Raw genomic sequence first — 22,856 nt, 5'->3', positions numbered from 1 at the left:
CAGGCGTACTTGCATACGGTGTTAACGGGCTAAGACAATAAATGCAGACACCGAATACTTGCAAGTGCTGACTATTTCACCTCGGGGCTATCCTGGTCCGCGGGATGCGGCAAGGAGGTCTGTGCGGTGTGGCACGGCGACAGGGCGGGAGCTGCGGGGCCCGGCGGTCAGGAGTGGCACGGGGACGGGCGCGGGGGCGAGGGCGGGTCCTCCGGCCGGTCCGGTCGCATGCTGGCTCAGAACTGGTGCCTGCTCATCGAGCTGCACGGCCGGATCGAGGCACACGTCGAGCGTGCGCTGCAGGCCGAACACGGGCTGAGCGTCCGGGAGTTCGGGCTGCTCGAGGTGCTGAGCCGGCAGTACTCCGGAGGGGGCGGACATCTGCGGATGGGCGAGGTGGCCGAGGCGGTGATGCTCAGTCGGTCGGCGGCCACCAGGCTGGTCTCCCGGATGGAGGACCGCGGACTGCTGTCGCGGTACCTCTGCCCGGACGACCGTCGCGGCATCTACACCGAGGTCAGCCCGGCCGGCCTGGAGCTGCTGGAGCGGGCCCGGCCGACCAATGACGCCGCGCTGCGCCAGGCCCTGGACGAGGCGAGCCGCCGTCCGGAACTGGTGCCGCTGGTGGAGGTCGTCCGCACCCTGTAGTCCGCCGGGAACGGGCCGGGGTTCGGTGCCCCGCGGCGCTGAACTGCGCTTCTGCGCTGGACGGGTGACCGGCGTGGTGTGTCTACGCGCGTAGGGGCTACACTCCCGCAATGGAGAAGCAGATCCCTGTCGCTGCGGGCACCGCCGGCCCCCGCATTCCCACCGCTGACCAGATCGTCCGCGCCCCGAAGGTGCTCCTGCACGACCACCTCGACGGCGGGCTCCGCCCCCAGACGATCATCGAACTGGCCGCCGCCTGCGGCTATGACGCGCTCCCCACCACCGACCCGGTGAAGCTCGGTGAGTGGTTCCGCGAGGCCGCCGACTCCGGCTCGCTGGTCCGCTACCTGGAGACCTTCGCCCACACCTGCGCCGTGATGCAGACCCGTGAGGCCCTGATCCGGGTCGCCGCGGACTGCGCCGAGGACCTGGCCGCCGACGGCGTCGTGTACGCCGAGGTCCGGTACGCCCCCGAGCAGCACCTGGAGGCCGGCCTCACCCTGGAGCAGGTGGTCGAGGCCGTCAACGAGGGCTTCCGCCTCGGTGAGGCCAGGGCCAAGGCCAACGGCGACCGGATCCGGGTCGGTGTGCTGGTCACCGCGATGCGCCACGCCGCCCGCTCCCAGGAGATCGCCGAGCTGGCCAACCGCTACCGCGACCAGGGCGTGGTCGGCTTCGACATCGCCGGTGCCGAGGCCGGCTACCCTCCCACCCGCCACCAGGCCGCCTTCGACTACCTCAAGGGCGAGAACAACCACTTCACCATCCACGCCGGTGAGGCCTTCGGCCTGCCGTCGATCTGGGAGGCCCTGCAGTGCTGCGGCGCCGACCGGCTCGGCCACGGCGTGCGGATCATCGACGACATCACCGTGCACGAGGACGGCCGGGTCGAGCTGGGCCGCCTGGCCGCCTACGTGCGCGACAAGCGCGTCCCGCTGGAGATGTGCCCCACCTCCAACCTGCAGACGGCGGCCGCGAGTTCGTACGCCGAGCACCCGATCGGCCTGCTCAGCCGGCTGAAGTTCCGGGTCACCGTGAACACCGACAACCGGCTGATGAGCGGCACCAGCCTGAGCCGTGAGTTCGAGCACCTCGTGGACGCCTTCGGTTACACCCTGGGCGACATGGAGTGGTTCACCGTGAACGCCATGAAGTCGGCCTTCCTGCCGTTCGACGAGCGGCTCGCGATGATCAACGACGTGATCAAGCCGGGCTATGCCGAGCTCAAGGCCGAGTGGCTGTTCAGCACCGGCTCCTGAACGCGGCCGGGCGCCCGGGTGCTCCCGGTGGACCGCGCGGTGCGTTGACGCGGTCGCGGGTCGCCGGGAACGGCGTCTGACAAGCCCTCGGGCGGGTACGGGGCCCTGACCCGGGCCCCGTACCCATCCGCCCGGTCACTCCTGTGAGTTAACGGTCGTTGAACCTCCGGGAACCTTGTCACTACGGTGAGCCAGTCACTGTTGACACGGTGTAGCGGTGCGCGTCCCCCGGGCGCGCCCGCGCGCTGCCCACCGACGAGGACCGAGGACCAACTCATGAAGCAGGCCACTCTGAAGGTTGCCGGAACCGCGGCACTCGGCGTTGTGCTCGCGGCGACCGCCGCCGGTTCCGCCTCCGCCGCCAGTGCCAGCGGTGGGTTCGGGAGCCCGGTCAGCGTGCTGGACAAGTCCGGGGCGCTGACCGGTGCCGCCACCAGCGCGGCCGGCAAGCTTCCGACCGCCCCGGTCACCAACGCGGTCGGCGACCTCAACTCCGGAGTCGGCTCCTCGCTGGCCCCGGCCGCGCAGGCGCCCGCCGCCGAGGCCGCCGTTGCCGGGGCACCCGGCGCGAACACCCCGGCCGCCGCCAAGAACGCGACCCGCGGCCTGCCCGGCGCGGACGCCCTCGGCAAGGTGCCCGGCGCCGGAGTGCTCGCCGGCGCGCTCGGCCACGCCCAGCTGCCCGGCGTCACCGGCTGAGCCGCCCCCGACAGCTTCGGACCCGGGTACTCCGCACGCCCGAACGCCCGAACGCCCGAACGCAAGGACGCCCCGCGAACCGCCTGGATCGGCGGCCTCGCGGGGCGCTGTCGTGTGCTGCGAAGAGCCGGCGGCAAGGAGCCGTCGGCGCCGGTGGCTCACGGCTCCTGGGGGAGCAGCAGCCACAGCGCCAGGTAGATCAGGAACTGCGGTCCGGGCAGCAGGCAGGAGGCCAGGAAGATGAGCCGGACGGTCCACGGGGTGAGGCCGAAGCGGTTGGCGATCCCGGCGCAGACGCCGGCGATGACGCGGTTGTGGCGAGGGCGGGCAAGGACGCTCATGGGGTTCTCCGAAGTCTTCCTGCCCGGTGCCGGTATCTCCGGCGGGCATGTCTCAATCTTCGGATCCGGCGCCGCCCGGAACGTCCCCCGCGATGGTGATCCGGCCCCCTGGGCTCTCACCGGGCCGGTGTAGCCGCAGCTCAGGGTCGGCTCAGGGGTGCCCCCTGAGAACCGGCCGGTGTGCGGCGCCCAGCGGGGCGGCCACCGTGGCGACCTGGGGCGTCGGCGCGGGGGCGTTCACCGCGGCGGCGGCCTGGGGCGCGGGGGCGTTCACGGCGGCCGGCGCGGACCCGGGCGCCGGTGCCGGCGAGGACTCGGGCGCGGCGGACGCCCCGGCGGCCCGCCTGCACAGCGCGTTCCGGCCGGCCGGGACGAGTGCCAGATGGGTGGCGGCGACGCCGAGCGTGCCCAGCAGTATGTCGTCCACGTTCAGGACGTGCCAGGGGGTCCAGACCTTGAAGATCTCCAGTGCGGTGGCCAGCAGCGCCGAACCGCCCACGGTGTGCAGGAAGGACGGCAGCCAGCCGGTCCGCAGCCGTCCGCCCGCCAGCGGGAGCAGGACACCGAGCGGCGCCAGCGGCAGCAGCCCGCCGGCCAGCTGCCGGGCGCCCGCCAGTCCGCCGACGGCCAGTGCCTGGCCGACCGAGGCGAACGGGGTCAGATTGGCCGCCGGCGTCCACCCGACCGTCACCGGCCGCAGGGCGAGCCACCCGACCACCGCCAGGTAGGCGGCGAGAGCGGTCAGGCCGATCCGCCGGAGGCGGAGCGACACCTCGGGAGGGGAGTTCGGACCGGGGCCCGCCGGGAGCTGCGGCTGTTCGGCTGGTCCGTCCGGGGACGCGTCCTGCGGTGCGTCCTGTTGCTGTCGCGGAAGTCCGGATCGGGAAGATTCCGGCGTGGAGGACGGAGCGCACGCCCCCTCGGTGGGGCTGCTCCCGGCCTGTGCGCCGGTTCCGCGATCGTGGCGCGTGGTGGTGCCATCTCGCTGCACGCCGGGGAGGACGCCCGGCCCGTCGTCTGCGGTTCCGCGCCGCGCTGCGCCGGTTTCGGCTGACCCGGTCATGGGCAGGACGACGCTCCAGGTGAGGGGATCGCACTGAACTCGCTGCTGGGGCCCTTCGCCGTGGGGCTCGGGGCCACGCTCGCCGGCGCGCTCGGCGCGCTCGGTGCGCTCGGTGCGCCGGAGGAAGGCGTGGCCGAGGGGGCTGCCGAAGGTGTGCGCGACGGGGCTCCCGGCGAGGCGGACGGCTGAGGCCCGGTGTTCGGTGGCGGCGCCAGCACCGCGGTCGGGGCCGTGTCCTGGTTGGGGCAGGCCGTCCGGCTGGCCGGGGCGCCCGCGTCGACCGGCACGGCGGTCGGCCGGATGCCGCAGCCCGTCGCGGTGGCCAGGACGGCCGCCAGCACTGCGGCCGCCGCCGCGGTCCTGCGTACGTTCACTTGACACCTTCCTGACCGGCCGCCTCGGCCTGCTGAGCGGTCGGGGCGCCCGCCGAGTCCCCGTCCGGCGCCGAACCCGGGGTCGGCACCGGATCCACGGCCGCGCCGGGGGCGGCGGCGTCCGGTCCACCGTCCAGCGGCCCGCCCGGGGTGAGCGGCAGGGTCAGCGTGAACACCGCACCGGCCTCGCCGTTGGCGGCGGTGATGGTGCCGCCGTGGATCTGGGCGTTGGCCATCGCGATGGACAGCCCGAGCCCGCTGCCCTCGGAACGGGCGCGGCCCTTGTCGGCCTTGAAGAAGCGGTCGAAGACATGCGGCAGCACGTCCTCCGGGATGCCCGGGCCGCTGTCGGAGACCTCGACCACCACGGTCCCGCCGACCTGGCGGACCTTCACCCGTACCGGCGAACCGCCGTGCTTGAGCGCGTTGCCGATCAGGTTGGCGAAGACCACGTCCAGCCGGCGCGGGTCGACCACGGCCTGGATGCCGCGCGGGGCGTCCACCTCCACCGCGTCGTACCAGGCCCGGCCGTCGATGCAGGACATGATCAGGTCGGCGATGTCCATCTCGTCCGCGACCAGCTTGGCGGTGCCCGCGTCGAAACGGGTCACCTCCATCAGGTTCTCGACCAGGTCGGAGAGCCGGCGGGTCTCGCTGACCACGAGCCGGACGGCCGGCTCGATCATCGGGTCGAGCAGCTCGGCCTCGTCCTCCAGGATGTCCGTCACCGCCGTCATCGCGGTCAGCGGGGTGCGCAGCTCGTGCGACATGTCGGCGACGAACCGCCGGCTCTGCGCCTCGCGCGCGCTGAGCTCCTCCACCTGCTCGGAGAGCGACTCCGCCGCCCGGTTGAACGTCCTTGCCAGGTCGGCGAGTTCGTCACCGCCCTCGACGTCGAGCCGGGTGTCCAGCTTGCCCTCGCCGAGCCGCCGAGCCGCCTCGCCGAGGCGCTTCACCGGCCGCAGCACGGTGGCCGACGCGGCCTGCGCCAGCAGCGCCGAGCCGATCAGCGCGAGCAGGGTGGCGATCGCCAGCGACCAGCCGAGCGTGTTGAGGTCGGCCCGCTCGTTGTCCAGCGACTTGAACATGAAGGCCGTCGGCCCGGTCGGCACCACCTTGGTGCCGCCGACCAGGTACGGCTTCCCGTCCAGGTTCACCCGCTGCCAGTACAGGTGGTACGCGAACGGGTTGCCCGAGCCGGTCTCGCGCGGCTTGGCCACCGTGGTGCGCAGCGCCTGGGGCACCTGGGCGAGGGTGAAGCTCGAAGGGGCCGAGGAGGCCGAGCAGTCGGGCTGGTTCTCGTCGGCCACCACCACCTGGTAGTTGAGGCCGGAGGTGGCTATGAGGTTGGCCAGGTTGGTCAGTTGCGGGCAGCTGGCGTTCAGCGGCAGGTCGGAGACATTGCGGGTGAGGGAGTACCGGAAGTCGTTCAGCGCGGTGTCCTGGGCGCGCTTGAGCACCGCGTCGCGGTTGAGCCAGTACGCGATCCCGGAGGCCGAGACGGCGGTGCACAGCGCGACGACGGCGAACACCGCGATCAGCCGTACCCGCAGTGAACGCAGCTGCCGCCACCGCCAGGGGCGCGGACGGCGCGAGGTATGGGGGTCAACAGTCAACAGGAGGTCTCACCAATGTCGTTCGGAGCCGGGTCGCTGGTCGTCAAGGGCTGGGTGCTCGATCGGTCGGGGTCGGGCCGGCGGCCCGTCGGACAGTGTCGCCGACGGCCGTCAGGACTGGTTCGGCGGGTCGAGCCGGTAGCCCACCCCGCGTACCGTCCGGATCAGGGTCGGCGCCGACGGTACATCCTCCACCTTGGCCCGCAGCCGCTGGACACAGGCGTCCACCAGCCGGGAGTCGCCCAGGTAGTCGTGTTCCCAGACCAGCCGCAGCAGCTGCTGCCGGGACAGCGCCTGGCCGGGCCGGCGGCTCAGCTCCAGCAGCAGGCGCAGCTCGGTGGGCGTGAGCTGGAGGTCCTGGCCGTCCTTGGTGACGGTCATCGCCGAGCGGTCGATCACCACGCTGCCGTACACCGAGGAGTCCGAGCTCTCCCGCTCGCCCCGGCGCAGCACCGCGCGGATCCGGGCGTCCAGCACCCGCGGCTGCACCGGCTTCACCACGTAGTCGTCCGCGCCGGACTCCAGGCCGACCACCACGTCGATGTCGTCCGAGCGGGCGGTCAGCAGGATGATCGGCAGCTGGTCGGTGCGGCGGATCCGGCGGCAGACCTCGAAGCCGTCGATCCCGGGCAGCATCACGTCGAGCACGATCAGGTCCGGACGCTGCTCCTTGAAGAGCTTCAGTCCGTCCTCGCCGGAGGCGGCCGTCACCACGCGGTGACCCTGGCGGGTGAGGGCGAGTTCGAGGCCGGTCCGGATGGCGTCGTCGTCCTCGATCAGAAGGAGGTATGGCACGGGCTCATTCTGGCCCACTCGGCGGATCGAATCACCTGCCGTGCCGCTGCCGCCAGGGGAGGGAACCGGAACACGGCCCCGGGCGTCCAGGCTGGTGCGAGGAGACGCGGACCAAAGTCCCTGCCGCTGTGACAGCCCTGTGACAGTCGGCGGACAGCGCCATGACGACCGGCAGGCAGGATTTTCCTTGTCACCGCGACGACGCCCCGGCCCCACCGGCCCTGAGCGCGGCGGATGACAGTGAACCGCTCGTACCGATCATGGGGGTGTCTCGATGAACGCCACGCTCAAGACCCGCAGCACCGCGGCCGTCCGTAACGCGCGTTCGTCGGCAGTCGCCGCGAGGACCCGCTTCGAGGTACGGACGGACGAGACTTCCGGTGCCGTGGTCGTACGGGGGTGCGCACACAGCACCGGGAACCGCCGCATCAGCGGCGGGAGCAGGTCGGGGGACCTGTTCGGGATCGGCCATCGAGGGGCGGCGGCCGAGACCGGTTCGACCCTCACGCTGCGGGGAGCCCTCCCCGTCCGCGTGACGGGCAAGGGGAGTGCGACGGGCACGGGCGTCGCGGTCGGTTCCGGCTCGGGGGAGCCGGTCGGCCGCGCCGCCACCGCACCCGGCGCGAGCGTGTTCCGCCTGCCGGTCGCGGAGAAGGCCGAGCCCGTGGCCGCCGCCGAGGCGGACCACATCACCGAGTTCACCGCGTACGTCCGCGAGCGCAGGGCCTCGCTGTACGCCACCGCCTACCACCTCACCGGTGACCGCCACGAGGCCGAGGACCTGCTGCAGAGCGCGCTCTTCAGCACCTACCGCGCCTGGGGCCGGATCACCGACAAGGCCGCGGTCGGCGGCTACCTCCGCCGCACCATGACCAACCTGCACATCTCCGCCTGGCGCCGCCGCAAGGTCAACGAGTACCCGACCGAGGAGCTGCCGGAGACGGTCGGCGACACCGACGCGATGGGCGGCACCGAGCTGCGCGCCGTGCTCTGGCAGGCGCTGGCCAAGCTGCCGGAGAACCAGCGCACCATGCTGGTGCTCCGCTACTACGAGGGCCGGACCGACCCGGAGATCGCCGACATCCTCGGCATCAGCGTCGGCACGGTGAAGAGCAGCATCTGGCGCGCGCTGCGCCGGCTGCGCGACGACGAGCAGCTGAACCGCACGGGCGACACCGTGCTCGCGTTCGGGGAGCTCGTGGCCTGAGAAGGACTCCCGTCGGGGGACGGGTGGTCAGGCCGAGGGGCGAGGCCGCCGGCTCGGGGGAGCGGCGGCTGACGGGGGAGAGCGCCCGAGGTGTGACCAGCGGAAGGCCCGGTGCCGGGGAGAGGCACCGGGCCTTCCGCGTTCTCACGCCCGGGGCGCGTTCCCACACCCGGGCAGGGGCAAGGCCCTTGCGGGGCGGGGGAGATCAGCGGACGGAGCGGGCGGGCGCCGGGGCCGCCGGGCGGTGCTGGTCGCGGTACTGGCCGGGGGAGAGGCCGTACTCGCGTTTGAAGGCCTTGGCGAAGGCGAACTCCGAGGTGTAGCCGGTCCGGCGGGAGACGACCCGCAGCGGGGCGTCGTCGGCGCGCAGCAGCCGGCCGGCCGTGGTCATCCGCCACCAGGTGAGGTAGCCGAGCGGCGGCTGCCCGACCAGCGCGGCGAACCGGCGGGCGAAGGCGGCCCGGGAGAGTCCGGCCCGGGCGGCCAGTTCCTCGACCGTCCAGGGGCGGGCCGGGTCACCGTGGATGTCGCGCAGCGCCGAGGCGACCGCGGGATCGCCCAGTGCCGCCGCCCATCCGGTGGCGCACCGGTCGGACTCCTCCTCGAACCACGCCCGCAGCACCAGCAGCAGCAGAGTGTCGAGCAGCGCGGGGATGACCGCGTCCGCGCCCGGCCTGCGGTTGGCGGCCTCGTAGCCGAGCAGGTCGACCACGGCGCGCAGCCCCGGGTGGCGGTCGACCCGGGCGGGCAGGTGGACCACCGCGGGGACGCAGCTCAGCAGCGGGTGGGCCCGAGCCCGGTTCAACTGGTAGGCGCCGCACAGGAGTCGGGCACAAGGGTGGGTGTCCTCGGGCTCGTCCGGGTGACTCGGCAGGGTGCCGTCGGGCCGGAGCACCACGTCCTCCAGCGGGGTGTCTGGGTGGTCGGCCAGCCCGTACGTGCCGCCGTGCGGCAGCAGCACCACGTCACCGATGCCGAGCCGCACCGGCGGTGTGCCGTCCTCGGGGAGCAGCCAGCACGATCCCTCCAGCACCACGTGCACCCCGGTGCCCTCGGAGTCGGGGAAGCGGATCCCCCACGGAGCGGACCTGCGGGAGCGGCCGGCGTGCGCTCTGCCGGTGCGCATCGCGGTGATCGCGTCGCTCAGTGCGTCCATGTCCGGCAGGGTAGCCCGCGGCCGGTCCGGTGGACGATCGGACATGATCACGAGCGCTTCCGGCATGGGCCGCCCCGGTCCGCGCTCCGTACGGTGAAGTGGTCGGCGGCGCGGTCGGACTGAGACCGCGCCAGATCACTGATGGGGAGATCCACCATGGCCAAGTCAGTCGTGTTCGACGAGATCGGCGGTCCCGAGGTGCTGCGGACCGTCGAGGTCGCGCTGGGGGAGCCGGGGCCCGGTGAGGTGCTGGTCCGGATCGACGCGATCGGACTGAACCGGGCCGAGGCGCTGTTCCGCGCCGGTACCTACTACTACCAGCCGACCCTGCCCGGCTCGCGGCTCGGCTACGAGGCCTCCGGCGAGGTCCTGTCCGTGGGCGAGGGCGTCACCGGCTTCGCGGCCGGTGACCAGGTCACCTCGACGGTGCTCGGTGGGATGAGTGAGCGCGGCGTGTACGGCGACCACGTCGTCACCGCCGCCGCCGACCTGGTCCACCGACCCGCGGGCGTGGACGCCGTCACCGGCGCCGCCGTCTGGCTGTCGTACGGCACCGCGTACGGCGCCCTGGTCGAGAAGGGCGGGCTGCGGCCCGGCGACCATGTGCTGGTCACCGCCGCCTCCAGCAGCGTCGGTGTGGCCGCGATCCAGATCGCCAACCATCTCGGGGCGATCCCCGTCGCGGTCACCCGCAGCGCGGGCAAGCGCGAGCAGCTGCTGGACCTGGGGGCCGCGCACGTCATCGCGCTGGACGAGGAGGACCTGCTCGACCGGGTCCGGGAGATCACGGACGGCCGGGGCGCCGAGTTCGTCTTCGACCCGGTCGCCGGTCCGGGACTGCAGACCACCGCCCAGGCGGTGGCCGCAGGCGGCCTGCTGATCGTCTACGGCTGGCTGGACCCGCGTCCCGCGCCGCTGCCGCTCAACTGGGGTCTGCGGATCCTGGGTTACGCCCACCTGGAGGTGCTCGCGGACCCGGCCGCCCGCCGCCGTACCGCGCACTTCATCAACGCCGGGCTGCGGGCCGGCACCCTGGTCCCGGTGATCGACCGCACCTTCGACCTCTCGGAGATCGTCGACGCCCACCGCCACCTGGAGTCCAACAGCCAGGTCGGCAAGGTGGTGGTCACCGTCCGGCACTGACCCCGGGCGCACCCGGGGCGGGCGGGTGGCAGCGCCTCACGCGGTCAGCGCCGCGGGCGTCCGGGCGGCCACGGTCCGCACCCTGCGCTCGGCCTCCGGCCCGCCGCAGGCGTACGCGCCGAGCCCGACCTGCCGGGACACGATGCCGTGTTCGGCCCGCATCAGCCGCCACCCGCGCCGCAGCAGCACCGGCAGCGACTTGCGCCCCTCGCGGACGTCCCGCTTCAGGCGCCGCCAGGCCGTGGTGAGGGGGTGGTTGCGCAGGCAGAGCGCGTCGCCGAGCAGCTCCTCGGCCGCGCACTGCGCGGCGATCTCGGCGGCGAAGATCCCCTCGGCGATGAACGCCGGGGCGCCGTCGAGGTCCAGGGTGTGGGTGCCGATCCGGCCGTTGTCGGGGATGGAGTACACCGGCACCTCGGCCCGGCCGTACTCGGCCAGCCGACGGATGGCCGCCACCGCCTGGTCGCGGTGCCAGGCCAGCGGTGAGTCCCAGTCCACCCCGCCGTCCGGCAGGAGCGGGAGGGTGGGGTCGTCGCCGTCCTTGTAGAAGTCGTCCAGCTGGAGCACCGGCAGGCCGCTCCGGGCGGCGAGTGAGGACTTGCCCGAACCGGAGGGGCCGGAGAGAAGTACCACGCGGGCAGGGGGGACCGACGGCGGATTCAGCGGGGAGTCACTCACGGGACACCAGTCTGACGCATCCGGCACCGATGCCGAAACCGGGCGTACGTCACCTCTTCACGTCCGGCTGCGCGGGCTTCGTCCTCCGCCCAACGCCAGCCGCATGGAAGGGAGATAGCGGGTGTGCACCTGGATGTTCACCGCCGCCCCGTCGCCCGGCGGCTGGTAGACGGCGGCCGACCAGGCCTGGCCGCCTGGGGAGCTCCGGTCGGGGCCGAGGAACTCGCCGCCGGGTACGACCTCCAGGTGCGGGTACCGCCGGGAGCCGAAGGCCGCCGTGGACCCGGCGGGCGTGAACAGCAGGCTGCCGCTGGTGTACCGGGCCGGCCAGCCGGGGCGTTCGGAGCGGACGGAGCACGGGATCCGGGCCGGCAGCCCGGCCGCCAGCCGGCGTCGCGCCCGGCGGGCGCGGAGCGCCGGCACCAGTTCGGCCCCCGTGAGCACGGCAAGGTCACCCAGGATCTCCCACACGGTCTCTCCCCACGTTCTGGATTCCGTGAGGGAGGACCACCGGTGGGCGGCTCGGGTTGCCCGCCGACCGGCGGGTTCCGACCCCCGCAGGGCGGCGGGCGTGAACGGCAACGGACCCGCACCAGGGGGGAGGTGCGGGTCCGTCTTCGGCGCGTCCGGGCCCCGGGGGGTGGGGCACTGGGGACGGCCGGTCCGTGGGGAGCGGTCAGATACCCATCGGGTGCCAGACCGTCTTGGTCTCCAGGAAGGAGAGTAGCCGCTCGGTACCGGGCGCATTGGTCCAGTCCAGGGCGGCCGGGTCGACGGCCGGGCGGACCACTCGCTTGAGGTTCTCGGCGGCCGCGGCCTCCAACTCGGCGGCGGAGCCCGGGCCTTCGGTCGCGATCGCGCCCGAGAGGTCGAGGCCGTTGACGTCCTGGTGCGAGGCGAGGGTGGGCGCGATGTCCGCCGTACGGCCGGAGATCACGTTGACCACGCCGCCCGGCAGGTCGGAGGTGGCCAGCACCTCGCCCAGCGAGAGCGCCGGCAGCGGTGCGTCGGTGGCCGCGGCCACCACGACCGTGTTGCCGGTGGCGATCACCGGGGCGATCGCCGACACCAGGCCGAGGAAGGAGAAGCCGTACCCGGACTGCGGCGCCACGATGCCGATCACGCCGGTCGGTTCGGGGGTGGACAGGTTGAAGAACGGACCGGCGACCGGGTTGGCCCCGCCCGCGATCTGGGCGACCTTGTCCGTCCAGCCCGCGTACCAGACCCAGCGGTCGATCGCGGCGTCCACCAGCGCGGCGGCCTTCTTGGCGCCTACGCCCTCGGCGGTGGCCACCTCGGCGGCGAACTGCTCGCGGCGGCCCTGCAGCATCTCGGCGACGCGGTAGAGCACCTGGCCGCGGTTGTACGCGGTGGTGCCCGACCAGCCCTTGACCGCCTTGCGGGCGGCGAGGACGGCGTCCCGGGTGTCCTTGCGGCTGCCGAGCGGGGCGTTGGCGAGCCACTGGCCCTTACTGTCGCTCACCTCGTACACCCGCCCGCTCTCGGAGCGCGGGAACTTCCCGCCGACGTACAGCTTGTAGGTCTTGAGGACGTCAAGACGCGGCATGAGCTCAGACATCGAGGTAGGCCTCCAGACCGTGGCGGCCACCCTCGCGGCCGTAGCCCGACTCCTTGTAACCGCCGAACGGCGAGGTCGGGTCGAACTTGTTGAAGGTGTTCGCCCACACCACACCGGCCTTGAGCTGGTTCGCCATCCACAGGATGCGCGAGCCCTTCTCGGTCCAGATACCGGCGGAGAGGCCGAACTGGGTGTTGTTGGCCTTCTCGACCGCCTCGGTGGGCGTGCGGAAGGTCAGCACGGAGAGCACCGGGCCGAAGACCTCCTCGCGGGCGATCCGGTGGGCCTGGCTGACACCGGTGAACAGGGTCGGCCGGAACCAGTAGCCGGCGGACGGGAGTTCACAGGACGGGGCCCAGCGCTCGGCGCCCTCGGCCTCGCCGGAGGCGGCCAGTTCGGTGATCCGGGCCAGCTGGCCGGCCGAGTTGATGGCGCCGATGTCGGTGTTCTTGTCCAGCGGGTCGCCGATGCGCAGGGTGGCCATCCGGCGCTTCAGGGCGTCCAGCAGCTCGTCCTGGATCGACTCCTGGACCAGCAGGCGGCTTCCGGCGCAGCAGACGTGGCCCTGGTTGAAGAAGATGCCGTTGACGATGCCCTCGACCGCCTGGTCGATCGGCGCGTCCTCGAAGACGATGTTCGCGGCCTTGCCGCCGAGTTCGAGCGACAGCTTCTTGCGGGTGCCGGCCACCTGGCGGGCGATCGCCCGGCCGACCGGGGTGGAGCCGGTGAAGGCGACCTTGTTGACGTCCGGGTGCGCGGTCAGCGCCGCGCCGGTCCGGCCATCACCGGTGACGATGTTGACGACGCCCTTGGGCAGACCGGCCTGACGGCAGATCTCGGCGAAGCGCAGCGCGGTCAGCGGGGTGGTCTCGGCCGGCTTCAGCACGACCGTGTTGCCGGTCGCGAGCGCGGGGGCGATCTTCCACGCCAGCATCATCAGCGGGAAGTTCCACGGGATGACCTGGCCGGCCACGCCCAGCGGCTTCGGGTTCGGGCCGAAGCCGGCGTAGTCCAGCTTGTCGGCCCAGCCCGCGTAGTAGAAGAAGTGCGCGGCGACCATGGGCAGGTCGAAGTCGCGGGTCTCCTTGATCGGCTTGCCGTTGTCGATCGACTCCAGCACGGCCAGCTCGCGGGAGCGCTCCTGGACGATCCGGGCGATCCGGAACAGGTACTTGGCGCGCTCGCTGCCCGGCAGCGCCGACCAGTCGGCGAACGCCTTGCGGGCGGCGGCGACCGCGCGGTCGACGTCCTCGTCGGTACCCTGTGCGAACTCGGCCAGCACCTGCTCGGTGGCCGGGTTGACGGTCTTCAGCGCCTCGCTGCCGCTGGAGTCCACGAACTCGCCGCCGATGAAGTGGCCGTACGAGGTCGCGATGTCGCCCGCGGCGGCGGGGGACTCGGGGGCGGGGGCGTACTCGAAGAGGCGGCCCTTGGGGGTCACGGTCTCTTCCGCCTTCTTGTTGTTCTTGGCCATGGTCTCAGTCCACCGTCACGTAGTCGGGACCGGAGTACCGGCCGGTGGTCAGCTTCTGACGCTGCATCAGCAGGTCGTTGAGCAGGCTGGAGGCGCCGAAGCGGAACCAGTGCGGGGTCAGCCAGTCGTCGCCGAGGGTCTCGTTGACCATCACCAGGTACTTCATGGCGTCCTTGGTGGTCTTGATGCCACCGGCGGGCTTCACGCCGACCTGGATGCCGGTCAGCGCGCGGAAGTCGCGGACGGCCTCCAGCATCAGCAGCGTCACCGGGGGAGTCGCGTTGACCGCGACCTTGCCGGTGGAGGTCTTGATGAAGTCGGCCCCGGCCAGCATGGCCAGCCAGGAGACGCGGCGGACGTTGTCGTACGTCTGCAGTTCGCCGGTCTCGAAGATCACCTTGAGGTGGGCGGAGGTGCCGTCCGGGCGCTTGCACGCCTCCTTGACGGCGACGATCTCGTTGTAGACGTCGAGGTAGCGACCGGAGAGGAAGGCCCCTCGGTCGATCACCATGTCGATCTCGTCGGCGCCGGCGGCCACCGCGTCGGCGGTGTCGGCGAGCTTGACCGGGAGCGCGGCGCGCCCGGCCGGGAACGCGGTGGCGACGGAGGCGACCTGGATGTCGGTCCCCTTCAGCGCCTCCTTCGCGGTGGCGACCATGTCCGGGTAGACACAGATCGCGGCGACGCGGGGGGTGGTCCGGTCGGTCGGGTCGGGGTTCCGGCCCTTGGTGCACAGTGCGCGCACCTTGCCGACCGTGTCCGCGCCTTCGAGCGTGGTCAGGTCGATCATCGAGATGGCCAGGTCGATGGCGTACGCCTTGGCCGAGGTCTTGATCGAACGGGTGCCGAGGGAGGCGGCGCGGGCTTCCAGGCCGACGGCGTCGACGCCGGGCAGGCCGTGCAGGAAGCGACGGAGCGAGGCCTCGGACGCCGCAACGTCCTGAAGGCCGCCGCCCGCAGCGCCGAGGGCGTTGGCTGCAACAGTGGACATAGTCACAAGGGCAGCATATCTACGCGCGTAGCTAGGCGATAGAGGGGGGCAGTCATCGATGCCGGACCGAGACCTGGGCGCCCGGCGGTGGAGCTCCGCTCCGGTGCGCGGGGACGGCGCGCGTCCGCGCCCCTGGTCGGCGGCTCCTCGGGTACGGCCCGCGACCCGTGCTCCAGGGCGCCCGCGCAGGCCGAGAGTGTCGGCATTTCGTGATGTCAGGCCCATGGGGAAGCCGGTTTCCATGGGGCAGAATCGTCCCCATGACCGAATCCGACGGCACGCCCGAGCCGGGTAACGCCGCTCCCGAGGGGCAGTACGCCGACCGCGTCTACCGCTCCGTTCCCGGTGTCATCTCCGGGGTGCTGCTGCTCGCCGTGGCGGGGTGGCTGATCATCGACGCCGTGGCGAGCGGTACCGGCCGGACACCGTGGATCGCGCTGGCCGCCGCCCCGGTCTTCGGGTTCCCGGTGGCCGCCTACACCCTGCGGCCCGTCGTGTACGCGAACGACCGCCGGCTGCTGGTCAGGAACCCGCTGCGGACCGTGGAGGCGCCCTGGGCGTCGGTGGAGGCGCTGCGGGCCGGGTACTCGGTGGAGCTGCTGGCGGGCGGGAAGAAGTACCAGGTCTGGGCCGTGCCGGTGTCGCTCCGCCAGCGCAAGCGGGCCAACCGGGCGGCCAACCGGGCCGCTTCCGCCGCCGAGGCGTTCTCGGGCGGGACGCGGGCTCCGAGCGGGCCGGCCCAGGCCCGCCGCGGGCTGCGGCAGGGCGACTCGGACCCGACCCGCGCCTGGTCGGACCAGGTGGTCGACACCCTGCAGGAGATCGCCGAGCGCAATGCGGGGCGGCCGGACGCGGCCGGCCCGGTGGTGGTCCGCTGGTGCTGGTGGGTCATCGCGCCCACGCTGGTCGGCCTGGTCGCCTTCGTCACGCTGATCGCGGCCTCCTGAGAGCGGGGGACGCGGCGGGCCCGGTAACCCCGACCTTCCCAGGTCGGAGTACCGGGCCCGTTTTTTCGCCCGCTCGCCGCCGGGCGCTCTTGCCCGGCGCCGACGTTCCTCGTTCCCGCGCTCGCTGCGCTCGCTTGTCGCTCGTCGCTTTCGGCGTCGGCGCGCCCTTTGGCTCGGGGCGGTGCCGTTCGCCCGCTCGCCGCCGGGCGCTCTTGCCCGGCGCCGACGTTCCTCGTTCCCGCGCTCGCTGCGCTCGCTTGTCGCTCGTCGCTTTCGGCGTCGGCGCGCCCTTTGGCTCGGGGCGGTGCCGTTCGCCCGCTCGCCGCCGGGCGCTCTTACCCGACGCCGACGTTCCTCGTTCCCGCGCTCGCTGCGCTCGCTTGTCGCTCGTCGCTTTCGGCGTCGGCGCGCCCTTTGGCTCGGGGCGGTGCCGTTCGCCCGCTCGCCGCCGGGCGCTCTTGCCCGGCGGCTCGGACCGCCGTCAGATGCCGGCCGCGGTGGCGAGGTCGCGCTTGATGGCGGCCAGCAGGTCGGCGGCCCGTCCGCGGGCCTCGTCCAGCTCGGCGGCGGCGGCCACCGGGAGGACGACCTCCAGGTAGCACTTCAGCTTGGGCTCGGTGCCGGACGGCCGGACCACGATCCGGGCCGAGCGCACGCCCTCGCCGGTCAGGTAGTAGCGCAGACCGTCGGTGGGCGGCAGCTCGGCGGAACCGGCGGCGAGGTCGTCGGCCCGGGTGACCTGCAGACCGGCCAGTACGGTCGGCGGCTGCTCGCGCAGGCGCTGCATCGCGTCGGCGATCAGCGAGAGGTCCTGCACCCGGACGGAGAGCTGGTCGGTGGCGTGCAGGCCGTGCGCCAGCGCCAGGTCGTCCAGCAGGTCGTTCAGGGTGCGGCCGGACTGCTTGAGGGTGGCGGCGAGCTCGGCGACCAGCAGGGCGGCGGTGATGCCGTCCTTGTCGCGGACGCCCTCCGGGTCGACGCAGTAGCCGAGCGCCTCCTCGTAGCCGTAGCGCAGGCCGTCGGCGCGGGAGATCCACTTGAAGCCGGTGAGCGTCTCGGCGTAGTCCAGGCCGGCGGCGGCGGCGATCCGGCCCAGCAGGGTGGAGGAGACGATCGTGGTGGCGAAGGTGCCGACCGCCTTCTTGGCGACCAGGACCTCGCCGAGCAGCGCGCCCACCTCGTCGCCGCGCAGCATCCGCCAGCCGCCGCCCGCTCCGTTGTCGCGCGTGGGGACGGCCACGGCGCAGCGGTCGGCGTCCGGGTCGTTGGCGATGACGATGTCAGGGCCGACGGCGACGGCGGTGCGGAACGCGAGGTCCATCGCGCCCGGCTCCTCCGGGTTGGGGAAGGCCACGGTCGGGAAGTCCGGGTCCGGATCGGCCTGTTCGGCGACCACGGTGGGGGCCGGGAAGCCGGCGCGCTCGAAGGCGGACAGCAGGATGTCGCGGCCGACGCCGTGCAGCGGGGTGTAGACGACGTTCAGGTCGCGGGCGCCACCGGCGTCGACGGTGGAGACGGCGCGGTCCAGGTAGGCCTCGATGACCTCCTTGCCGAGCACCTCCCAGCCGCTCTCGGCCCGGGGCACGTCGGCGAGCGAGGCGATGGCGTCGATCTCGTCGGCGATACCGGCGTCGGCCGGCGGGACGATCTGCGAGCCGTCGCCCAGGTAGACCTTGTAGCCGTTGTCCTGCGGCGGGTTGTGGCTGGCGGTCACGGTGACGCCGGCGGCGGCGCCGAGGTGGCGGATGGCGAAGGCCAGCACCGGGGTCGGCAGCGGGCGCGGCAGCAGGGCGGCGCGCAGTCCGGCGCCGACCATCACGGCGGCGGTGTCACGGGCGAAGTCGTACGACTTGTGGCGGGCGTCGTAGCCGATCACCACGAGGTCGCCGAGCTGCTGCTTCTTGACGTAGGCGGCGAGGCCGGCGGCGGCGCGGATCACCACCGCGCGGTTCATCCGCATCGGGCCGGCGCCGAGTTCACCGCGCAGCCCGGCGGTGCCGAACTGCAGGCGGCCCGCGAAGCGCTCGGCCAGGTGCGACCAGGCGATGCGCTCCTCGCTCTCGGCGTCGGGGCCTTCGGCCGCGGCCAGCAGCTCGGTCAGCTCCTGGCGGGTCTGCGGGTCGGGGTCCTCGGCGAGCCAGGTCCGGGCCCGGGTGAGGAGGTCGGAAGTGGATGCCTGCGCCATAGCGTTGCCAGCTCCATCTGAGGGTCGGTGGGGTCCGGGACGCTGTGGGGTCCTGGACCGGTCGGGGTCGAAGGAGGTGCGGGTCGGGGCCGTGGTGGGCCCGGGCGGAGGTGGTGCGAGAACAGTCGGCACAAGGCCGTCGGACCGATGGCGGACAACCGGCAGCGGACCCTGGAGTCCGCTGTCGGCCGTCCGTCGTCGCTCCGACGGCCCTTGGCTACCGATTCTGCGTCAGCTCGGGCTCAGATCCGCTCAAGGACCTTGGCCAGCAGCGCGCCCATCCGCTCGGCGCTGGCCTTGCCGGCCTCCAGCACCTCTTCGTGGTTGAGCGGCTCACCGGTCATGCCGGCGGCCAGGTTGGTGACCAGCGAGATGCCGAGCACCTCGGTGCCGGCCTCACGGGCGGCGATGGCCTCCAGGGTGGTGGACATGCCGACCAGCTCGCCGCCGAGCACCCGGGCCATGTTGACCTCGGCCGGGGTCTCGTAGTGCGGGCCGCGGAACTGGACGTACACGGCCTCGTCCAGCGACGGGTCCACCTCGCGGCAGAGCTGGCGCAGGCGCGGCGAGTACAGGTCCGTCAGGTCGACGAAGTTGGCGCCGACGATCGGGGAGTCCGCGGTCAGGTTGATGTGGTCGCTGATCAGGACCGGCTGGCCGGGGGTCCAGCCCTGGCGGAGGCCGCCACAGCCGTTGGTCAGCACGATGACCTCGCAGCCCGCGGCGGCGGCGGTGCGGACGCCGTGGACCACGGTGGCCACGCCGTAGCCCTCGTAGTAGTGGTTGCGGCCGAGGAAGATCAGGGCGCGCTTGTCGCCGATCTTGACGGAGCGGATCTTGCCGGAGTGGCCCGCGACGGCGGGAGCCGGGAAGCCGGGGAGCTCGGTGACGGGGAATTCGAAGTTGCCCGGAGCCGACGGGTCGCCCAGGGCGTCGGCGGCCGGCACCCAGCCGGAGCCCATGACGAGGGCGAAGTCGTGGCGCTCGGCACCGGTCAGCTCGCGCAGGCGCGCGGCGGCGGCCTGGGCGGCGGCGTAGGGGTCGGCGGTAACGACCGACTGAGGAATTGCGTTCACGTCGCCGAGGATAGACAAAGTTCTGCCTACGCGCGTAGACAGTTCGCCCAAGCCATGCCGGATTGTTACCAGGCTGACCCGAAACGACGGGCCCGGCCGGGTTTTGGGGCTTCCGGCTTGTCGGAACCTCCGAAGGGGGGCGCCGGGTGCCCTCGGCGCGGGGCGGCTCCCCGGGGCGCGGGGCGACTCGGCCGGCCGAGGTCGGGGCGGCGGACCTGCGGGGCGGCAGGCGCCCCCGAGGGGCGCCCCGGGAGGCGTTCGGCGGGGTGTCCTCCCGGACGGGCCTCAGCAGGGGCGGCGGCGCAGATCCAGGATGTAGTCGTCGGGAGCGCCCGCGCTCTCCGCCGCGTCCGCGATCAGCCCGAGGTAGCGGGCGGCGGGCAGGCCGCCCTCGTAGTCGTTGAGGACGTACGTCCACACCGGGACGTCCCCGTCCAGGGTCAGGGCGCGCAGTCGGACCTTGCGGTAGATGCCGAGTTGCAGACCCTCCCAGCGGTCGAGGCCGTCCACGTCCATGGGCGCCACGTCGTAGAGGGAGACGAACACCTGGTGGTCGTCGTCCTCCACCACCGTGGCCAACGAGCCCTCCCAGCCGAGGTGTTCGCCACCGAAGGTCAGCCGCCAGCCGGCCAGCCAGCCCGAGCCGCGTAGCGGGGAGTGAGGTGCGCGGCGGCTCATCTGCCGGGCGTCGAGATTGGTGGCGTACGCGGCGTAGAGGGGCATGGCCGCCAGCCTACGTGAGGTACTCGCGCGCGTGCGGGGCGGGGAGTGTCCATCGTCACACCGACCCGGGGACCGGCATCTTCCAACGCCCCCGGCGTGGCTTTGGTTCCGTCGTGCGGGACAATGGTGCACGTGACTCGGATCGTGATCATCGGTGGTGGGCCCGGCGGATACGAGGCAGCGCTGGTCGCTGCCCAACTCGGCGCGGAGGTGACCGTCGTCGACCGCGACGGTCTGGGCGGATCGGCGGTGCTGACGGACTGCGTTCCGTCCAAGACCCTCATCGCGACCGCCGAGGTGATGACCACCTTCGACAGTTCCTACGACGAACTGGGCATCACCATCGCCGACTGCACCCAGGCCTCCTCCCGGGTGCTCAGCGTGGACCTCGGCAAGGTCAACCGCCGGGTCAAGCGCCTGGCGATCGCCCAGTCCCACGACATCACCCAGTCCGTGACCCGGGCAGGCGTGACGATTCTGCGCGGCAAGGGCCGGCTGGGCGCCGGTGGCCAGCACGTGGACGGTTCGCGCGAGGTGATCGTCGAGCACGAGGACGGCACCACCGAGTCGCTGCGGGCGGACGCCGTGCTGATCGCCACCGGCTGCCACCCGCGCGAGCTGCCGGACGCCCAGCCGGACGGCGAGCGGATCCTCACCTGGACCCAGGTCTACGACCTGGAGGAGCTGCCGCGCGAGCTGATCGTGGTCGGCTCCGGTGTCACCGGCGCCGAGTTCGCCGGTGCGTACCAGGCGCTGGGTTCGGACGTCACCCTGGTCTCCTCGCGCGACCGGGTGCTGCCGGGCGAGGACCCGGACGCCGCCGAGGTGCTGGAGGGCGTCTTCCGCCGCCGCGGCATGAACGTGCTGAGCCGCTCCCGGGCCGTCTCGGTGAAGAGGATCTCGGCGCGGACGGAAGGCGCACAGGGACCCTCCTCGCCGGAGGCGGGCGAGGAGGGATGGGTCGGCGACCGGGTCGAGGCCACCCTGGCCGACGGCACGGTGATCACCGGCACGCACTGCCTGATGGCGGTCGGCTCGATCCCGAACACCTCCGACATGGGGCTCGAGGAGGCCGGGGTCAAGCTCAACGACTGGGGCCAGATCCAGGTCGACCGGGTCTCCCGCACCTCCGCCCCCGGTGTGTACGCGGCCGGTGACTGCACCGGTGTCTTCATGCTCGCCTCGGTCGCCGCGATGCAGGGCCGGATCGCGATGTACCACGCGCTCGGTGACGCGGTGCAGCCGCTCAACCTCAAGACCGTGGCCTCCAACGTCTTCACCGACCCGGAGATCGCCACCGTCGGCTACACCGCCGCCGACGTCTCCTGCGGCAAGATGGACGCGGTCGAGGTCAAGCTCCCGCTGCGCGGCAACCCGCGGGCGAAAATGCAGGGCATCAGGGACGGCTTCGTGAAGCTGTTCTGCCGCCCCGGCACCGGCATCGTGGTCGGCGGCGTGGTGGTCGCACCCCGTGCCAGCGAACTCATCCATTCGATTTCGCTCGCCGTGGACAACAACTTGACGGTCGAACAGGTGGCCAGTGCGTTCACGGTCTACCCGTCCGTCTCCGGTTCCACCGCCGAGGCCGCGCGGCAGCTGCACATCCGCAAGCGGGAGATCCCGGACTCCTGAGCTGCGAAAGCGAGTTGGGGCGGCCGCAGCGGCGGCCGCCCCGACTCGCCGTTCCAGGCCGTCACCCGGCCGGCGGAGCGCGGTCGGGCCTTGTCGGCGGCGCGTATTGTACGGTCGCACGCTGCTCCGACGTGAGCATTTCCCGTTACCAGGAGCAAACGCCTGAAAGCAGACGGTCATTCAGGTTACCGTCGGTTCTGTGTTTGCTGCAGAACGTCGCCAGTTGATCCTCGAAATGGTGCGCGCCAACGGAGCCGTGTCGCTCCGCGAGCTGGCCCGCGTCGTCCAGACCTCCGAAGTCACCGTACGCCGAGACGTCCGGGCCCTGGAGGCCGAAGGGCTGCTCGACCGCCGGCACGGCGGCGCGGTGCTCCCCGGCGGCTTCAGTCGGGAGCCCGGCTACCCGCAGAAGACCCATCTCGCCGCGGCCGAGAAGAGCGCCATCGCCGATCTCGCGGCGGGACTGGTCGAGGAGGGGGACGCCGTGGTCGTCGGCGCCGGCACCACGACCCAGGAGCTGGCCCGCCGCCTGGCCCGGGTCCCCGGCCTGACGGTGGTCACCAACTCGCTGCTCGTCGCCCAGGCCCTGGCGCACGCCAACCGGGTCGAGGTGGTGATGACGGGTGGCACCCTGCGCGGCTCCAACTACGCGCTGGTGGGCAGCGGGGCCGAGCAGTCGCTGCACGGCCTGCGGGTCTCCAAGGCCTTCATCTCCGGCAGTGGGCTGACGGCCGACCGCGGCCTGTCGACCACCAACATGCTCTCCGCGAGCGTGGACCGGGCACTGGTGCAGTCGGCCACCGAGGTGATCGTCCTCGCCGACCACACCAAGCTCGGCGCGGACACCATGTTCCAGACCGTGCCCACCGAGGCGATCACCCGGCTGGTGACGGACGAGCAGGCCGCCTCGGAGGACCCGACCGCGCGGGAGCTGGACGCGCTGGCCGACTGCGGCGTGCAGATCGCCGTCGCGCCGCTCGGGCTGCCCGCCGAGCCGCCCGTGCACCAGCCGGTGCCCTCGGCCGCGGTGGTGCCGCGCCGCAGCGGTCCGCCGCCCGGTCCCGCCCCGCTGCCCGGCCAGCGGCGGCCCGGTGTGCACGGCGGTCCGCCCGCGCAACTCCCCGGACGGCTGGCGGAGTTGGGCGCTCCTCGCGGTCGTTAGGGCGTGTCCGACAATTCCCGCCGGGGCGCTGATCCGACGCGAATTGTCTGACACGCCCCAGGGCCTGCCCGGCGGAGCTTTCCGGCCGCGCGGCGCCGGGCCACCGGT

General features: G+C 72.8%; 22 protein-coding genes. 9 read left to right on the top strand and 13 right to left on the bottom strand.

The genetic code is table 11. From position 1 onward, the window contains the following. Positions 1-228: 228 nt before the first annotated feature. The 3 genes from ACSMTC_RS14500 (at position 229) to ACSMTC_RS14490 (ending at position 2,606) form a co-directional block, all read left to right on the top strand. Entirely contained in the window at positions 229-648 is a 420-nt protein-coding gene (locus tag ACSMTC_RS14500; protein ID WP_436560105.1) for a MarR family winged helix-turn-helix transcriptional regulator, read from the top strand. Between the two features lie 110 nt (positions 649-758). Further along, positions 759-1,907, top strand: a complete 1,149-nt coding sequence (locus ACSMTC_RS14495; RefSeq protein WP_436560104.1) for an adenosine deaminase — start codon at positions 759-761, stop codon at positions 1,905-1,907. A gap of 276 nt (positions 1,908-2,183) precedes the next feature. After that, positions 2,184-2,606 (top strand): hypothetical protein, encoded by a 423-nt coding sequence (locus tag ACSMTC_RS14490; protein WP_436560103.1) that lies wholly within the window; start codon positions 2,184-2,186, stop codon positions 2,604-2,606. 158 nt (positions 2,607-2,764) lie between these two features. Here ACSMTC_RS14490 and ACSMTC_RS14485 read toward each other — a convergent pair whose 3' ends face one another. Continuing rightward, positions 2,765-2,947 carry a PspC domain-containing protein gene (locus ACSMTC_RS14485; protein WP_436560102.1) on the bottom strand — a complete coding sequence of 61 codons (183 nt, stop codon included), beginning with the start codon at positions 2,945-2,947 and terminating at the stop codon, positions 2,765-2,767. 151 nt (positions 2,948-3,098) lie between these two features. Next, positions 3,099-3,719, bottom strand: coding sequence for a VanZ family protein (locus ACSMTC_RS14480; protein ID WP_436560101.1), 621 nt, complete (start codon positions 3,717-3,719; stop codon positions 3,099-3,101). Between the two features lie 522 nt (positions 3,720-4,241). Here ACSMTC_RS14480 and ACSMTC_RS14475 point away from each other — a divergent pair. Next, the gene (locus tag ACSMTC_RS14475) at positions 4,242-4,388 is read left to right on the top strand and encodes a hypothetical protein (RefSeq protein WP_436560100.1); all 147 of its coding nucleotides are present in this window, start codon (positions 4,242-4,244) and stop codon (positions 4,386-4,388) included. Here ACSMTC_RS14475 and ACSMTC_RS14470 read toward each other — a convergent pair. Together ACSMTC_RS14470 and ACSMTC_RS14465 are read right to left on the bottom strand one after the other, a co-directional pair. Next, positions 4,381-6,000: an ATP-binding protein gene (locus tag ACSMTC_RS14470; RefSeq protein ID WP_436560099.1), complete on the bottom strand. Its 1,620-nt coding sequence runs from the start codon at positions 5,998-6,000 to the stop codon at positions 4,381-4,383. The genes ACSMTC_RS14475 and ACSMTC_RS14470 overlap by 8 nt on opposite strands. A gap of 111 nt (positions 6,001-6,111) precedes the next feature. Beyond that, a complete protein-coding gene (locus ACSMTC_RS14465) occupies positions 6,112-6,795 on the bottom strand; it encodes a response regulator (protein WP_436560098.1) in 684 nt (227 codons plus the stop codon). Positions 6,796-7,069: 274 nt separating this feature from the next. Between ACSMTC_RS14465 and ACSMTC_RS14460 the strand changes: the two genes are divergently transcribed. Then, positions 7,070-8,002 carry a SigE family RNA polymerase sigma factor gene (locus ACSMTC_RS14460; protein ID WP_436560097.1) on the top strand — a complete coding sequence of 311 codons (933 nt, stop codon included), beginning with the start codon at positions 7,070-7,072 and terminating at the stop codon, positions 8,000-8,002. Positions 8,003-8,207: 205 nt separating this feature from the next. Here the strand turns inward: ACSMTC_RS14460 and ACSMTC_RS14455 are convergent, their stop codons facing one another. Further along, the gene (locus tag ACSMTC_RS14455) at positions 8,208-9,158 is read right to left on the bottom strand and encodes an AraC family transcriptional regulator (RefSeq protein WP_436560096.1); all 951 of its coding nucleotides are present in this window, start codon (positions 9,156-9,158) and stop codon (positions 8,208-8,210) included. A 156-nt stretch (positions 9,159-9,314) separates the two neighbouring features. On the opposite strand from ACSMTC_RS14455, the gene ACSMTC_RS14450 reads away from it, so the two are divergent. After that, positions 9,315-10,301, top strand: a complete 987-nt coding sequence (locus ACSMTC_RS14450) for a zinc-dependent alcohol dehydrogenase family protein (RefSeq protein WP_436560095.1) — start codon at positions 9,315-9,317, stop codon at positions 10,299-10,301. 36 nt (positions 10,302-10,337) lie between these two features. Here the strand turns inward: ACSMTC_RS14450 and ACSMTC_RS14445 are convergent, their stop codons facing one another. From ACSMTC_RS14445 to deoC, 5 genes are all read right to left on the bottom strand, one after another. Further along, positions 10,338-10,979, bottom strand: coding sequence for an ATP-binding protein (locus ACSMTC_RS14445; protein WP_436560094.1), 642 nt, complete (start codon positions 10,977-10,979; stop codon positions 10,338-10,340). Between the two features lie 57 nt (positions 10,980-11,036). After that, positions 11,037-11,450, bottom strand: a complete 414-nt coding sequence (locus ACSMTC_RS14440) for a hypothetical protein (RefSeq protein WP_436560093.1) — start codon at positions 11,448-11,450, stop codon at positions 11,037-11,039. A gap of 205 nt (positions 11,451-11,655) precedes the next feature. After that, positions 11,656-12,558, bottom strand: a complete 903-nt coding sequence (locus ACSMTC_RS14435; protein ID WP_436560092.1) for an aldehyde dehydrogenase family protein — start codon at positions 12,556-12,558, stop codon at positions 11,656-11,658. Then, complete coding sequence (locus tag ACSMTC_RS14430) at positions 12,551-14,032, bottom strand: aldehyde dehydrogenase family protein (RefSeq protein ID WP_436560091.1); 1,482 nt, start codon at positions 14,030-14,032, stop codon at positions 12,551-12,553. Before ACSMTC_RS14430 ends, ACSMTC_RS14435 begins: the two co-directional genes overlap by 8 nt. A 4-nt stretch (positions 14,033-14,036) precedes the next feature. Next, positions 14,037-15,023 carry a deoxyribose-phosphate aldolase gene (deoC, locus tag ACSMTC_RS14425; RefSeq protein ID WP_436560090.1) on the bottom strand — a complete coding sequence of 329 codons (987 nt, stop codon included), beginning with the start codon at positions 15,021-15,023 and terminating at the stop codon, positions 14,037-14,039. Between the two features lie 260 nt (positions 15,024-15,283). Here deoC and ACSMTC_RS14420 point away from each other — a divergent pair, with 260 nt between their 5' ends. Then, positions 15,284-15,970: a PH domain-containing protein gene (locus ACSMTC_RS14420; protein WP_436560089.1), complete on the top strand. Its 687-nt coding sequence runs from the start codon at positions 15,284-15,286 to the stop codon at positions 15,968-15,970. 481 nt (positions 15,971-16,451) lie between these two features. Here the strand turns inward: ACSMTC_RS14420 and ACSMTC_RS14415 are convergent, their stop codons facing one another. The 3 genes from ACSMTC_RS14415 to ACSMTC_RS14405 all read right to left on the bottom strand — a co-directional run bounded on the left by ACSMTC_RS14415 (position 16,452) and on the right by ACSMTC_RS14405 (position 19,954). After that, positions 16,452-18,155: a phospho-sugar mutase gene (locus ACSMTC_RS14415; RefSeq protein ID WP_436560088.1), complete on the bottom strand. Its 1,704-nt coding sequence runs from the start codon at positions 18,153-18,155 to the stop codon at positions 16,452-16,454. A 242-nt stretch (positions 18,156-18,397) separates the two neighbouring features. After that, a complete protein-coding gene (locus ACSMTC_RS14410; RefSeq protein ID WP_436560087.1) occupies positions 18,398-19,231 on the bottom strand; it encodes a purine-nucleoside phosphorylase in 834 nt (277 codons plus the stop codon). A 285-nt stretch (positions 19,232-19,516) separates the two neighbouring features. Then, positions 19,517-19,954 (bottom strand): gamma-glutamylcyclotransferase family protein, encoded by a 438-nt coding sequence (locus ACSMTC_RS14405; RefSeq protein ID WP_436560086.1) that lies wholly within the window; start codon positions 19,952-19,954, stop codon positions 19,517-19,519. 123 nt (positions 19,955-20,077) lie between these two features. Here ACSMTC_RS14405 and ACSMTC_RS14400 point away from each other — a divergent pair, with 123 nt between their 5' ends. Beyond that, complete coding sequence (locus ACSMTC_RS14400) at positions 20,078-21,586, top strand: NAD(P)H-quinone dehydrogenase (RefSeq protein ID WP_436560085.1); 1,509 nt, start codon at positions 20,078-20,080, stop codon at positions 21,584-21,586. A 235-nt stretch (positions 21,587-21,821) separates the two neighbouring features. Continuing rightward, positions 21,822-22,748 carry a DeoR/GlpR family DNA-binding transcription regulator gene (locus ACSMTC_RS14395; protein ID WP_436564686.1) on the top strand — a complete coding sequence of 309 codons (927 nt, stop codon included), beginning with the start codon at positions 21,822-21,824 and terminating at the stop codon, positions 22,746-22,748. Positions 22,749-22,856: the final 108 nt, after the last annotated feature.

It is taken from the genome of Kitasatospora sp. HPM-01-4, from assembly GCF_051374625.1.
In the GTDB taxonomy this organism is placed as follows: domain Bacteria; phylum Actinomycetota; class Actinomycetes; order Streptomycetales; family Streptomycetaceae; genus Kitasatospora.
The sequence above is the reverse complement of the archived record's forward strand: the minus strand, read 5'-3'. Positions and strand labels throughout refer to the sequence as shown.